Origin of the sequence: Brachybacterium sp. GCM10030252 (assembly GCF_042666535.1) — a bacterium.
Taxonomy (GTDB): Bacteria; Actinomycetota; Actinomycetes; order Actinomycetales; family Dermabacteraceae; genus Brachybacterium.
Genome location: NZ_JBHTDM010000004.1, coordinates 496,785 through 509,067 on the forward strand (window position 1 = coordinate 496,785; position 12,283 = coordinate 509,067).

At 72.3% G+C, this 12,283-nt stretch carries 11 protein-coding genes; all 11 read right to left on the reverse strand.

The features are described 5' to 3' along the window. Positions 1 to 41: 41 nt before the first annotated feature. The 11 genes from ACFQRJ_RS03940 to carA all read right to left on the reverse strand — a co-directional run bounded on the left by ACFQRJ_RS03940 (position 42) and on the right by carA (position 12,276). A complete protein-coding gene (locus ACFQRJ_RS03940) occupies positions 42 to 794 on the reverse strand; it encodes a Trp biosynthesis-associated membrane protein (RefSeq protein ID WP_377017234.1) in 753 nt (250 codons plus the stop codon). After that, positions 791 to 2,398, reverse strand: a complete 1,608-nt coding sequence (locus ACFQRJ_RS03945) for an anthranilate synthase component I (RefSeq protein ID WP_377017236.1) — start codon at positions 2,396 to 2,398, stop codon at positions 791 to 793. The genes ACFQRJ_RS03940 and ACFQRJ_RS03945 overlap by 4 nt, the downstream gene beginning before the upstream one ends. Beyond that, positions 2,395 to 2,790, reverse strand: coding sequence for a phosphoribosyl-AMP cyclohydrolase (hisI, locus tag ACFQRJ_RS03950; RefSeq protein WP_377017238.1), 396 nt, complete (start codon positions 2,788 to 2,790; stop codon positions 2,395 to 2,397). The genes ACFQRJ_RS03945 and hisI overlap by 4 nt, the downstream gene beginning before the upstream one ends. Beyond that, complete coding sequence (metK, locus tag ACFQRJ_RS03955) at positions 2,787 to 3,998, reverse strand: methionine adenosyltransferase (protein WP_377017240.1); 1,212 nt, start codon at positions 3,996 to 3,998, stop codon at positions 2,787 to 2,789. Before metK ends, hisI begins: the two co-directional genes overlap by 4 nt. Continuing rightward, positions 3,995 to 5,269, reverse strand: coding sequence for a bifunctional phosphopantothenoylcysteine decarboxylase/phosphopantothenate--cysteine ligase CoaBC (coaBC, locus tag ACFQRJ_RS03960; RefSeq protein ID WP_377017242.1), 1,275 nt, complete (start codon positions 5,267 to 5,269; stop codon positions 3,995 to 3,997). The genes metK and coaBC overlap by 4 nt, the downstream gene beginning before the upstream one ends. A gap of 25 nt (positions 5,270 to 5,294) precedes the next feature. Next, positions 5,295 to 5,657, reverse strand: a complete 363-nt coding sequence (rpoZ, locus tag ACFQRJ_RS03965) for a DNA-directed RNA polymerase subunit omega (RefSeq protein WP_377017244.1) — start codon at positions 5,655 to 5,657, stop codon at positions 5,295 to 5,297. A gap of 109 nt (positions 5,658 to 5,766) precedes the next feature. After that, entirely contained in the window at positions 5,767 to 6,363 is a 597-nt protein-coding gene (gene gmk / locus ACFQRJ_RS03970; protein ID WP_377017246.1) for a guanylate kinase, read from the reverse strand. After that, a complete protein-coding gene (gene mihF / locus ACFQRJ_RS03975; protein WP_377017248.1) occupies positions 6,360 to 6,686 on the reverse strand; it encodes an integration host factor, actinobacterial type in 327 nt (108 codons plus the stop codon). The genes gmk and mihF overlap by 4 nt, the downstream gene beginning before the upstream one ends. Positions 6,687 to 6,899: 213 nt before the next feature. Continuing rightward, on the reverse strand, positions 6,900 to 7,745 hold the full coding sequence (gene pyrF, locus ACFQRJ_RS03980) for an orotidine-5'-phosphate decarboxylase (protein ID WP_377017250.1): 846 nt from the start codon (positions 7,743 to 7,745) through the stop codon (positions 6,900 to 6,902). Further along, positions 7,742 to 11,095: a carbamoyl-phosphate synthase large subunit gene (carB, locus tag ACFQRJ_RS03985; protein WP_377017252.1), complete on the reverse strand. Its 3,354-nt coding sequence runs from the start codon at positions 11,093 to 11,095 to the stop codon at positions 7,742 to 7,744. The genes pyrF and carB overlap by 4 nt, the downstream gene beginning before the upstream one ends. Next, positions 11,095 to 12,276 carry a glutamine-hydrolyzing carbamoyl-phosphate synthase small subunit gene (gene carA, locus ACFQRJ_RS03990; protein WP_377017288.1) on the reverse strand — a complete coding sequence of 394 codons (1,182 nt, stop codon included), beginning with the start codon at positions 12,274 to 12,276 and terminating at the stop codon, positions 11,095 to 11,097. The genes carB and carA overlap by 1 nt, the downstream gene beginning before the upstream one ends. Positions 12,277 to 12,283 lie beyond the last annotated feature (7 nt).

The following is a 12,283-nucleotide window of genomic DNA, read 5'->3' on the forward strand; positions in this document are numbered from 1 at the left end:
CGTCATGGCGCCACGGACGGGGCGGCGTCCGGCGCTGTCGCTCAGGTGTCGGAGGCCGGGTGATCACGGTCACCGAGCTGCTGCCCGGAGGCGCGGCGCTGCGCGCCGTCGCCCGGTTCGCTCTCGGGGCCCGGCTCGGCACGGGCGTCGACGTCCGCACTGGGATCCTCGCCCCGGGTCAGGGCGTCCCAGGCCGCGGCAGGGTCCTCCGCCGGGTCCGCCGTGACGGTGACGGCGGCGCTGCGGTACCGCGTGCCGACGGGCCAGGTCCGGCCCGCCACGAGGACGATCAGACCGGTCGCGGCCACGGCCAGGGCGGGCAGGAGCGTGAGCAGGGGCCAGGCGGTGGCCTGGGCCTGCACCTGGGAGCCGAGGACGCCCGTGGCGCCGGCGACCGCGGAGCCGGAGGCCGAGATCGGGTCTGCGCTCACCATGACCGCCGAATATCCGCCGGCCAGTCCCGCGGCGAGCAGCACGGGGCCGGTCACGAAGCGCACCCAGGTCGAGGACAGCGTGGTCGCCAGCGCCGCGGCGACCGCGACGATCGCCACGGCGAGCACGGCGGGAGCGGCGTCGGTGCCCTTGACGGCCACGTCCTGCGTGGTGCCGGCGAGGTCCGGCGCCGAGGCCTGCACCCAGGTCATCCGGGTGGCACCGGCCAGCAGGGCCGAGGCGAACAGGCCGGCCAGCACGGTCATCCGCCGGCTCGGGGTGCGCCGCGATCGCGCGGGCCCGGCCGGGGCCAGGTCGGACGTCGGCTCTTCCGGAGGGTCCGCGGGGCGGGAGGTGCTCATGCGGACCGCAGCGTATCGGCCGAGGCGACGGCGCGCAGGGCCGCGGCCGCCTTCGACTGGGTCTCGCGGTGCTCCATGGTGGGGTCGGAGTCGGCGACCACTCCCCCGCCGGCCTGGACGTGCGCGGTGCCGTCCTTGAGCACGGCGGTGCGGATGGCGATGGCCATGTCCATGTCCCCGGCGAAGTCGATGTACCCGACGGTGCCGCCGTACACGCCGCGCCGGACCGGCTCGAGCCGGTCGATGATCCGCATGGCCGCCGGCTTCGGGGCCCCGGAGAGGGTCCCGGCCGGGAACGTGGCCCGCAGCGCGTCGTAGGCCAGGGCGTCGTCACGGATGCGCCCGGTGACGGTGGAGACGATGTGCTGGATGTGGGAGAAGCGCTGGATGTGCATGAAGTCGCGCACCACCACGGTGCCGGGATCGCAGAACTTCTGGAGATCGTTGCGGGCGAGGTCGACGAGCATGAGGTGCTCGGAGCGCTCCTTGGCATCGGCCAGCAGCTCCTGGGCGAGGCGCTCGTCCTCCTCCGGGCCCGCGCCGCGCGGGCGGGAGCCGGCGATGGGGTGCGTGGTGGCGGTCCTGCCGCGCACGGTGACCAGCGACTCGGGACTCGCGCCCACCACGTCGATGGGCTCGCCGCTCGCATCGACGGTGCGCAGGAGATACATGTAGGGGCTGGGGTTCATCCGCCGCAGCACCCGGTACACGTCCAGCGGGTCCGCCGCCACCGGCAGGGAGAAGCGCTGCGAGGGCACCACCTGGAAGATCTCGCCGTCGATGATGTCGCGGACGGCGTCCTGCACGGCCCGCTCGTACTCGAGCTGCGCGGTGCGCGCCTTCGGCTCGAGGTCGCGAACGGTCTCGTAGACCATCGCACCGGTGCTCACCGGGGTGCGCAGGCGCTCCCGCATCGCCTCCAGGCGCGCGAGCGCGTCATCGTAGGCGGCATCGACTCCGTCGGCCGTGGCGTCGAGGTTCAGCGCGTTGGCGACCAGCACCACCGTGGAGTCGTGGTCGTCGTGGACGACCACGTCCTGGGCGAGGAGCATCGAGAGATCCGGCAGGCCCACCTCGTCGGGCGGGGAGACCTCGAGCTTCTCCCAGTGACGCACCGCGTCGTAGGCGAGATAGCCGACCATGCCGCCGGAGAAGGGAGGCAGGTGCGGCTGGCGGGCGGCGCGGAAGGCGCTGGTGACGGCGCGCAGCGCCTCCACGGGGCTGCCGGTGGTGGGCACACCGGCCGGGACGTCGCCGATCCAGCGGGCGCTGCCCTCGCGCTCGGTCAGCACGGCGCGGGCGCGGGTGCCGATGATCGACCAGCGTGAGGCCTCGCCCTCCCCCGCGGACTCCAGGAGGAAGGTGCCGCGGCCGTCGCCGTCCGCCGTCAGACGGCGGTACAGCGAGACCGGGGTGTCCTCGTCGGCCAGCAGCCGCATGCTCACGGGGACCACCCGCTGGCGGGCGGCCAGGGCGCGGAAGGTCTCGCGGTCGGGGTGGATCACGCCGAGGGCGTCGCCCTCGCGCCCCGCGACCAGCTCCGGGTACGCCTCGGAGGGGTCGGCGGCAGCGGCATCCGGCGCGGTCGGGTGCTCCGGGTTCATGCGTGCCGCTCCGCGGGCGAGAGGGAGAGGGCGCCCAGGTCCCCGCCGTCGAAGCAGGTCTCGGTGCCGCGGTGGCAGGCCGCGCCGACCTGGTCGACCTGGACCAGCAGCGTGTCGCCGTCGCAGTCCAGTGCCACGGCGCGGACCCATTGCACGTGCCCGCTGGTGTCACCCTTGCGCCAGTACTCCCCGCGGGAGCGCGACCAGTAGGTGGCCCGCCCGCTGGTCAGGGTGCGGTGCAGGGCCTCGTCGTCCATCCAGCCGACCATCAGTACGCGCTGGTCGGCGGCGTCCTGGACCACGGCGGTGAGCAGTCCGCGCTCGTCGTGCTTGAGGCGGGCGGCGAGCTCCGGGTCGAGGCCCGCGGCAGAGGTCGGGTCAGGCGTGGTCACAGGGCGTTCTCCAGCTCCTCGGCTCGATCGGTGCGTTCCCAGGTGAACTCCGGCAGCTCGCGGCCGAAATGGCCGTGGACCGAGGTCAGTGCGTAGATCGGGCGCAGCAGGTCGAGGGCGTCGATGAGGGCGGCCGGCCGCAGGTCGAAGACCTTGCGGACCGCCGCCGCGATCTGGTGGGCAGGGGCGTGGCCGGTGCCGAAGGTCTCGACGTACAGGCCGACGGGTTCGGCGACGCCGATGGCGTAGGCCACCTGGACCTCGCAGCGATCGGCGAGCCCGGCGGCGACGATGTTCTTGGCCACCCAGCGCATCGCGTAGGCACCGGAGCGGTCCACCTTCGAGGGGTCCTTCCCGGAGAAGGCGCCACCACCGTGGCGGGCCATGCCGCCGTAGGTGTCCACGATGATCTTGCGACCGGTCAGCCCGGCATCGCCCTTGGGCCCGCCCAGGACGAAGCGCCCGGAGGGATTGATGTGGACGGCGACGTCGGAGACGTCCAGCCCCAGTCCCGCGAGATCCTCCAGCACGGGCGCGATCACCACGCGCGAGATCGCCGGGGCCAGCTGGCCCTCCAGGTCGACCTCCTCGCTGTGCTGGGTCGAGACCACGATCGCCTCGACGCTGCGGGCCACGCCCTGCTCGTCGTACCCGATGGAGACCTGGGTCTTGCCGTCGGGACGGAGGTAGGGCAGGACCTCATCGCGGCGGGCGACGGAGAGATGGCGCACCAGGCGGTGGGCGGCGTGGATCGGCAGCGGCATCAGCTCGGGGGTGTCGTTGCAGGCGTAGCCGAACATGAGGCCCTGGTCACCGGCGCCGAGCCGTGCGAAGGCGCCGCCGGTCCCTGCGCCGTCCCGGCTCTCGACGGAGTTGTCGACGCCGGCGGCGATATCCGGGGACTGCGCGCCGATGGAGACCTCGATGCCGCACGAGTCCGCGTCGAACCCCTTGATGGAGGAGTCGTAGCCGATGTCCCGGATCACGTTGCGCACGATGGTGGCGACGTCGCTGTAGCCGGTGGTGCGGACCTCTCCGGCGACGTGGACGAGGCCGGTGGTCACCATCGTCTCGACGGCGACGCGGGCGCTCGCGTCCTGGGACAGCAGATCATCGAGGATGGCGTCGGAGATCTGGTCGCAGATCTTGTCGGGATGACCTTCGGTGACCGATTCGGAGGTGAAGGTGCGCAGCTCGCTGGAGGTCATGGGGTCCAGGATACGTCGGCGAACCGACCGGCCAGCTCGTCGAGGACCGCGTGGGCGACGGCGATCTTGCTGCCCGCGCTCTCCGCGATCTCCTCGCCCCGGCCGTCGAGGATCCGTACCGCGTTGTCCGCGCCGCCGAAGACGTCACCGCTGACGTCGTTGAACACGAGCAGGTCGGCTCCCTTGCGGCGCGCTTTCTCGCGGGCGAGCTCGAGGGAGCTGCGCCCCTCTCCCCCGGTCTCCGCGGCGAAGCCGATGATGACGGGGCGGGCTTCCTGCCCGCGTCGCTGCACGCTGGTGCGCAGGATGTCCTCGGTGCGGCGGAGGGCGAGGGCGGGCACGGAGTCCTCGTCGCCGTCGTCCTTCTTGATCTTCGACTCGGAGCGGTCGGCGGCGGTGAAGTCGGCGACGGCGGCCGCCATGATCAGCGCATCGACCTCGCTGCTGTGCTCGGCGATCACTGCGGCGAGCTCCGCGGCGCTGCCGGCGTCGAGGCGCCGTGCCCCGGGGGGCGTCTCGAGCTCGACGTTGGCGGCGGCCAGGCGCACGGTCGCGCCGCGGACCAGGGCGGCGTGGGCCAGTGCCCACCCCTGCCGGCCCGAGGAGTGGTTGGCGAGGAAACGCACCGGGTCCAGCGGCTCACGGGTGCCGCCGGCACTGATCAGGAGCTGGCGACCGGCGAGGTCGCGGCGCACAGCCCCGTGCGCATCCCGCGGAGCGGCGATCGCCGCGTGGGCGGCCTCCAGCAGTGCGTCGGGTTCGGGAAGGCGGCCGGGACCGGAATCCGGTCCCGTGAGACGGCCCACCGCGGGCTCGAGCACACTGACTCCCCGCTCACGGAGCACCCGCACGTTCTCGCGGGTCGAGGGGTGCTCCCACATCTCGGTGTGCATTGCGGGAGCGACCAGCACCGGGGCACGAGTGACCAGCAGTGATGCGGTCAGGAGGTCATCGGCGCGACCGATCCGCAGCCGTGCCAGGAGGTCGGCGGTGGCGGGAGCGATCACCACCAGATCAGCGTCCTGGCCGACGCGGACGTGGGCGACCTCGTCGACGTCCTCGAAGACGGAGGTGCGCACCGGGTGGTGGCTCAGGGCCTCCCAGGTGGCGGCTCCGACGAACTCGAGCGAGGAGGCGGTGGGCAGCACGCGGACGTCGGCCCCGGCAGCAACAAGACCGCGCACCAGGTGCGCGGTCTTGTACGCGGCGATCCCGCCGCCGACGCCCACGAGCACGCGAGCACCCTCGAGGGTGCGCACCACGCTGCTCATCGGATCTCCCGGCGGTGGGGCGGTCTCAGAAGGTGAGGTCGGTCGGCGGGATCTCGGGGGCGTCGTCGCCGAGCTTGAGCGGAGCCGGGGCATTCGGATCGGGCTCGTTGGCGGCGGCGTACTCCTCCTCGTCGACCTCGCGGACCGTCAGCAGACCCTCGTCGATCTCGCGCAGCGCGATCGACAGCGGCTTCTCCTGGTTGTCGACGTCGACCAGCGGGCCGACGAACTCGAGCAGACCCTCGGAGAGCTGCGAGTAGTAGGCGTTGATCTGGCGGGCGCGCTGCGAGGAGTACAGGACCAGGGCGTACTTGGAGTCGACGGTCTCGAGGAGACGATCGATCGGCGGGTTCGTGATGCCTTCGGGCTGAGCGACTGTTCCGGCCACGGATGTCCCTTCGTGAGTTTCGGCGTGCGACGGTCCAGGATACGCCCTGGACCCCGGTGCGGGCGAGGGGTCCGGCGCGCGGGCCGGGTGACCTCGCGCACCCCGGCGGTCAGTCGGGCTCGTGCACGCCCAGCAGGGCGGCGAGCTCCGCGGTGGCGCGGGAGACGTCGTCGTTGATGATCGTGACGTCGAACTCGCTCTCGGCGGCGAGTTCGTCCCTGGCGGTCTCCAGGCGACGCTCGCGCTCCTCGGCGCTCTCGGTGCCGCGGCCCACGAGCCGCTGGACGAGGCTGTCCCAGTCCGGTGGCGCCAGGAACACGAAGCGTGCCTCGGGCACGGTGCGGCGGATCTGCCGGGCACCGGCGAGGTCGATCTCCAGCAGCACGGGGTGCCCGGCCGCCACGGCGGCGTCGACCGGGCCTCGCGGGGTGCCGTAGCGGTGACGACCGTGGACGCGGGCCCACTCGAGCATCTGGCCGGCCTCGACCAGCCGCGTGAACTCGTCCTCGTCCACGAAGTGGTAGTGGACGCCGTCGATCTCACCGGGGCGCGGCGGGCGCGTGGTGGCCGAGACGGAAAGCCAGATCTGCGGGTACCGCTCGCGGATCGCCGCGGAGACCGTGCCCTTGCCCACGGCGGTGGGGCCGGCCAGGACAGTCACGGGGGCCGGCACCGAGCCGGTGCCGGCCCCGTCGGACTGCGTCACTCGGAGAAGTGCGCGACGAGCTTCTCCGCCTGATGGGAGCCGAGGCCGCGGATCTTGCGGGACGGGGAGATGCCGATCTCCTCCATGATCTGCTGCGCCTTGACCTTGCCCACGCCGGGAAGGGCCTCGAGCAGAGCGGCGACACGCAGGCGCCCGACGACCTCGTTGCTCTCGGACTCGGAGAGGACCTTCTTGATCTCCTCGCCGCGGCGGCCGGCGCTGTCCTTGAGCCGCGCCTTGATGGCCGCGCGCTCACGACGAGCCTCGGCGGCCTTCTTCAGGGCATCGGCCCGCTGCTCAGGGGTGAGGGGAGGGAGAGCCACTGTTCTTACCTCTTGTTCTCTTGCTGGTGACGGGCGGGATCCGGGAGGACCTCGCGTGTGGGAAGAGCGTAACCCCAAAATCGTGGCGGAGCGCACTTCTGACACGCACAATCCCAGGTCCGGTGCAGATCGGGCCCTCCGCGACACGATTCGGAACGGTCCCGGCGGCGGTCCCGAGGCCTCGCCGCACGGTCCTGGGCGACCCGGTACGACTCAGGCGAACTGGGCGCTCAGATCGTCCGCGCGCCGGCGGAGATCATCCCTCGCGGGCCCCGCCGCGAGCAGGCCGCGGGAGAGCGAGACCAGCACGTGACCTGCGTTTTCTCCGAACACCTCGGACATCTGTGCAGGTCCGGCGCCCTGAGCGCCGAACCCCGGAGCGAGCAGAGGCGCCGACGGGGCGAGGCGGTCCAGTCCCAGTCGCCGGTACGCGTCGGCGACGGTCGCGCCGACGACCAGGCCGGCACTGCCCCACTCCCCCGTCGTGCCGCCGCCGATCGCCTCGGCGTGTCGCGCGATGACCGCCGCGACCGGCGTGTCCGCCTCGGTGATCGCGTGCTGGACCTGCGGCCCGTCCGGATTCGAGGTCAGGGCGAGCAGGAACAGTCCCTTGCCGTGCTCGGCGGCCAGGTCCGCGGCGGGGTCCAGGGATCCCGTCCCGAGGTAGGGGCTCACCGTGATCGCATCGGCCTCCAGGGGAGCCCCGGGCAGCAGGTGCGCCTGGGCGTAGGCCGTCATGGTCGACCCGATGTCGCCCCGCTTGACGTCGAGGATGCTCAGCAGGCCCCTGCTGCGGGCGTCGGCCAGCAGATCCTCGAGCACCGCGACGCCGGCGGATCCGTGCCGCTCGAAGAAGGCGGACTGCGGCTTGACCGCCGCGACCCGGCCGTCGACGGCCTCCAGCACCGTCCTGGAGAACTCCGCCAGGCCGACAGGGGAATCCGGCAGGCCCCAGGCCTCGAGCAGGCCCGCATGGGGGTCGATGCCCGCGACGATCCGTCCGCGCTCGGCGACGGCCTGCTGGAGGCGCGCACCGAACGTCGGCGGAGAGGCCCTCATGCCAGCGCCCGCGCGGCGCGGCCGTCGAGCAGGTGCTGGGTGTGCGCCTGCAGGCTGCCGACCTCGAAGGGCTCGACCGGGCGGGCCTCGATGGCCTGCACCGCGGCCTGGAACTCCTGCAAGGTGGTGATCATCGGCACGTCCATGCTGGTCGCGGCCGCACGGATCGCGTAACCGTCCACCCGCGCGTTGGATCCCGAGGGGGTGTTCAGCACCAGGGCGACGTCGCCGGCCTCGATGAGCTCGATGACGCTGGCCTCGTTCCCGGCCTCCGAGGCCTTGCGCAGCACCGTGCAGGGGATCCCGGACCGGCGCAGGACGCGGCCGGTGCCGGCCGTGGTGAGGATGTCGAAGCCGAGCGCGGCCAGGCGCGCCACCGGCAGGGCCAGGGAGCGCTTGTCGCGGTCGGCGACCGAGACGAACACAGAGCCGGCCGTCGGCAGGCCCTGGCCCGAGATCGCCAGCTGCGCCTTGGCGAACGCGAGCGGGAAGGTCGCGTCCAGGCCCATCACCTCGCCCGTGGAGCGCATCTCGGGGCCGAGCACCGAGTCCACGGCGTGGCCCTCGCGGGTGCGGAAGCGCTTGAACGGCAGCACCGCCTCCTTGACCGCGATCGGGGCGTCGTCGGGCAGCTCGGTGCCGTCGCCCTGGGCGGGCAGCACTCCGCCGCGGCGCAGGTCCGCGATGGAGGTCCCGGCCATGACCAGGGCCGCGGCCTGGGCCAGTGGCACCCCGGTGGCCTTGGCGACGAAGGGCACGGTCCGGGAGGCGCGCGGGTTGGCCTCCAGGACGTACAGGATGCCCTGGGAGAGGGCGTACTGGACGTTGAGCAGCCCGCGCACGCCCACGCCCGCCGCGATCCCGCGGGTGGACTCGCGGATGCGCTCGAGCATCTCGTCGCCGAGGGTGATCGGCGGCAGGGTGCACGCGGAGTCGCCGGAGTGGATGCCGGCCTCCTCGATGTGCTCCATGATGCCGCCGACGTAGAGCTCCTCCCCGTCGTACAGGGCGTCGACGTCGATCTCGATGGCGGTGTCCAGGAAGCTGTCGATGAGGATCGGGGCCTCGGCGCGGCCGCCGTCGGGCAGGTTCCGGCTGACGTAGTCGACCAGGCCCTGCTGGTCGTAGACGATCTCCATGCCGCGCCCGCCGAGCACGTAGCTCGGGCGGACGAGGACGGGATACCCGATGGCCGCGGCGACCTCGCTGGCATCGCTGAGAGCCCAGGCCGTGCCGTACGGCGGGGCGGGCAGGCCGGCGTCGGAGAGGACGGCGCCGAAGTGGCCGCGGTCCTCGGCGAGGTCGATCGCCGAGGGGCTGGTGCCGATGATGGGCAGCCCGGCCTCCTCGAGACGGCGGGCCAGGGACAGCGGGGTCTGCCCGCCGAGCTGGACGATGACGCCGGCGACGGGGCCGGCGGCCTTCTCCGCCTCGTACACCTCGACGACGTCCTCGAAGGTGAGCGGCTCGAAGTAGAGACGGTCGGCGATGTCGTAGTCCGTCGAGACGGTCTCGGGATTGCAGTTGATCATCACCGTCTCGTACCCGCCGCCGGGCAGGTCCCGGTCCCCGAGGGCGATCGCGGCGTGCACGCAGGAGTAGTCGAACTCGATGCCCTGGCCGATGCGGTTGGGCCCGGAGCCGAGGATGAGCACGGCGGGCCGTTCGCGGGGTTCGACCTCCGTCTCCTGGTCGTAGCTCGAGTAGTGGTACGGGGTGCGCGAGGCGAACTCCGCGGCGCAGGTGTCGACCGTCTTGAACACGGGGTTGATCCCGAGGGCTTCGCGCACGCCCTTGACCACGTCTCCGTGCTGACCGCGCAGCCGGCCGATCTGGTCGTCGGAGAGCCCGTGGCGCTTGGCCAGGCGCAGCAGCTCGGCGTCCAGCACCGGGGAGCCGCGCAGCTCGGCCGCGATCTCGGCGACCAGCAGCATCTGGTCCAGGAACCACCGGTCGATGGAGGTGGCCTCGACCAGGGCATCCACGGTCTCGACCGGGTCCACCACCCCCTCGGCGGCGGCCCACAGGATCCGCGAGATCGCCACCAGGCGGGTGTCGGTCGGGGTGCGCGTGGTCTCGATCAGCTCGGCCACCTCAGAGATCGACGGCGGCTCTCCCGCGTAGCTCGGTGAGGCGCCCTTGACGTCGAGGGATCGCTGCGCCTTGCCCAGGGCCTCGGTGAAGTTGCGCCCCAGCGCCATGGCTTCACCGACGCTCTTCATGGTGGTGGTCAGCGTCGGGTCGGCGGCGGGGAACTTCTCGAACGCGAACCGCGGGACCTTGACGACCACGTAGTCCAGGGCGGGCTCGAAGCTCGCCGGGGTGGTGCCGGTGATGTCGTTGCGGATCTCGTCCAGGGTGTAGCCGATGGCCAGGCGCGCGGCGATCTTCGCGATCGGGAACCCGGTGGCCTTGGAGGCGAGGGCCGAGGAGCGCGAGACGCGCGGGTTCATCTCGATCACGACGATGCGGCCGGTCTCGGGATGGGTCGCGAACTGCACGTTGCAGCCGCCGGTGTCGACGCCGACCTCGCGGATGATGCCGATGCCGAGGTCGCGCAGCTTCTGCAGCTCCACGTCGGTGAGGGTCAGCGCGGGGGCCACGGTCACGGAGTCGCCCGTGTGCACGCCGACCGGGTCGACGTTCTCGATGGAGCAGACGACCACGCAGTTGTCGTGGTGGTCGCGCATGAGTTCGAGCTCGAACTCCTTCCAGCCCAGGATCGACTCCTCCAGGAGCACCTCGGTGGTCGGCGAGTAGTGCAGGCCGTCACCGGCCATGCGCCGCAGGTCCTGCTCGTCGTAGGCCATGCCGGAGCCGAGGCCGCCCATGGTGAAGCTGGGACGCACCACCATCGGGTACCCGAGCTCCTCGGCGGCGGCCACGCACTCGTCCATCGTGTGGCAGATCCGCGACCGCGCGGATTCGCCGCCGACCCGCTCGACGACCTCCTTGAACTGGCTGCGGTCCTCGGCCTTGTTGATCGCGTCCAGGCTCGCGCCGATCATCTCGACGCCGAACTCCTCGAGGACACCGTTCTGGGCGAGGGACATGGCGGCGTTCAGCGCGGTCTGCCCGCCGAGGGTGGGCAGGATCGCGTCGGGTCGCTCAGCGGCGATGATGGAGCGGATGATGTCCGGATCGATGGGCTCGACGTAGGTGGCGTCGGCGATGCCGGGGTCGGTCATGATCGTCGCCGGGTTGGAGTTGACGAGGATGACTCGCAGGCCCTCCTCGCGCAGCACCCGGCACGCCTGGGTGCCGGAGTAGTCGAACTCGGCGGCCTGCCCGATCACGATCGGCCCGGAGCCGATCACGAGGACGGAGGAGATGTCGGAGCGACGGGGCATCAGGACTCCTTGTGTGCGTTGTCGGCGGCCTCAGCGGACCGGACCGGCTGGACGGGGCGGCCGTCCCGGTGCTGGGCGACCACCTCGGCGAGGCGATCGAAGAGGTAGGAGGCGTCGTGCGGGCCGCCCGCCGCCTCGGGGTGGTACTGGACGGAGGAGACTGGACGGTCGAGGCAGCGCAGCCCCTCGACGACGTCGTCGTTGAGGCCGACGTGGGAGACCACGACGCGGCCGTAGCGGCCGCCTCCGTACGGGGCGACGTGCTCGCCCTCCAGGGGGACGTCCACGGCGAAGCCGTGGTTGTGGGCGGTGATCTCGACCTTGCCGGTCTCGCGATCCAGCACGGGCTGGTTGATGCCGCGGTGGCCGAACTTCAGCTTGTAGGTGTCGAAGCCCAGCGCCCGGCCCAGCAGCTGGTTGCCGAAGCAGATCCCGAAGAACGGGAGATCGGCGTCCAGGACGCCGCGCAGCAGCTCGACCTGGTCCTCGGCGGCGGCGGGGTCGCCCGGGCCGTTGGAGAAGAACACCGCGTCGGGCTCGAGCGCCAGCAGGTCCTCCAGGGTCGTGGTCGCCGGCAGCAGCGCCACCCTCATCCCGCGGGCGAGCATGCTGCGCGGAGAGGCACCCTTGATGCCGAGATCGACGGCGGCGACCGTGCCGATCGCCTCGCCCTCGGGCTCGAGGACGACGGGCTGGGCGATGGTCACCTCGTCGACGAAGCTGGAGCCGCTCATGGAGGGCTGTCGGCGGACCTGCTCGAGGAGCTCCTCCTCGCCGGCCTCCAGCGCGTCACCGGAGAAGATGCCTCCGCGCAGCGACCCGGTATCGCGCAGCAGGCGGGTGAGCATGCGGGTGTCGATGTCGCAGATGCCGACGATGTCGCTGCCGACGAGGAGCTCGTCCAGGGACTGCTCGGCGCGCCAGCTGGAGGACAGCCGGCTCGCGTCGCGCACGGCGTAGCCGCGCACCCACACCCGCCGCGACTCCATGTCCTCGGCGTTGGCGCCGGTGTTGCCGATGTGCGGAGCGGTCTGGACCACGATCTGGCCGGCGTAGGAGGGGTCGGAGAGGGTCTCCTGGTAGCCGGTCATGCCGGTGGCGAAGACGACCTCGCCCAGACGGGCGCCGCGCGCGCCGTAGGCGCTGCCGCGCAGGACGGTGCCGTCCTCGAGGATCAGCAGCGCGCGG

What these genes read in the sequence shown, in the direction of transcription:
- ACFQRJ_RS03940 (WP_377017234.1), bottom strand. Translation starts at nt 794, where the DNA reads ATGAGCACCTCCCGCCCCGCGGACCCTCCGGAAGAGCCGACGTCCGAC.
- ACFQRJ_RS03945 (WP_377017236.1), bottom strand. Translation starts at nt 2,398, where the DNA reads ATGAACCCGGAGCACCCGACCGCGCCGGATGCCGCTGCCGCCGACCCC.
- metK (WP_377017240.1), bottom strand. Translation starts at nt 3,998, where the DNA reads ATGACCTCCAGCGAGCTGCGCACCTTCACCTCCGAATCGGTCACCGAA.
- coaBC (WP_377017242.1), bottom strand. Translation starts at nt 5,269, where the DNA reads ATGAGCAGCGTGGTGCGCACCCTCGAGGGTGCTCGCGTGCTCGTGGGC.
- pyrF (WP_377017250.1), bottom strand. Translation starts at nt 7,745, where the DNA reads ATGAGGGCCTCTCCGCCGACGTTCGGTGCGCGCCTCCAGCAGGCCGTC.
- carB (WP_377017252.1), bottom strand. Translation starts at nt 11,095, where the DNA reads ATGCCCCGTCGCTCCGACATCTCCTCCGTCCTCGTGATCGGCTCCGGG.